Origin of the sequence: Vibrio sp. La 4.2.2, assembly GCF_027586995.1 — a bacterium.
Classification (GTDB): domain Bacteria; phylum Pseudomonadota; class Gammaproteobacteria; order Enterobacterales; family Vibrionaceae; genus Vibrio; species Vibrio mediterranei.
In genome coordinates, this window is sequence record NZ_JAPPTJ010000030.1 from 1 (window position 1) to 620 (window position 620).

Annotated in this window: 1 pseudogene; it reads right to left on the bottom strand. The window is 51.0% G+C overall.

Annotation, left to right across the window (positions count from 1 at the left end):
• Nucleotides 1–620: pseudogene (locus tag OH456_RS25930) on the bottom strand (transketolase); the annotation flags it as partial.

Genomic DNA, 620 nt, shown 5'->3' on the forward strand with positions numbered 1-620 from the left:
TGCAGAGCGATACCATTGATGATCGCGGTCATACCGAATTCACGTACACCGTAGTGGATGTAGTTACCAGACGCATCGTCAGCCGTTAGCGACTGAGAGCCAGACCACATGGTGAGGTTTGATGGTGCTAGGTCAGCAGAGCCGCCCATGAATTCTGGAAGCATCTTACCGAACGCTTCTAGAGCATTTTGAGACGCTTTACGAGATGCAATGTTTGCTGGGTTAGCTTGAAGATCAGCAATGATCTTGCTTGCTTCTTGTTCCCACTGAGCTGGAAGCTCACCGTTCACACGACGCTTAAACTCAGCTGCTAGTTCTGGGTAAGCCGCTTCATAAGCCGCTAGCTTCTCGTTCCAAGCTGCTTCTTTTGCGCTACCCGCTTCGTTTGCATCCCACTCTGCTTTGATGTCAGCAGGGATTTCGAATGGACCGTGTTCCCAACCCAGGAATTCACGTGCTGCTGCAATTTCGTCGTGACCTAGTGGTGCACCGTGACAGTCGTGAGAGCCCGCTTTGTTTGGTGAACCAAAACCGATGATGGTTTTAGTACAGATAAGTGTTGGACGTGGATCCGCTTTTGCCGCTTCAATCGCTGCATTGATCGCGTCAGCATCGTGACC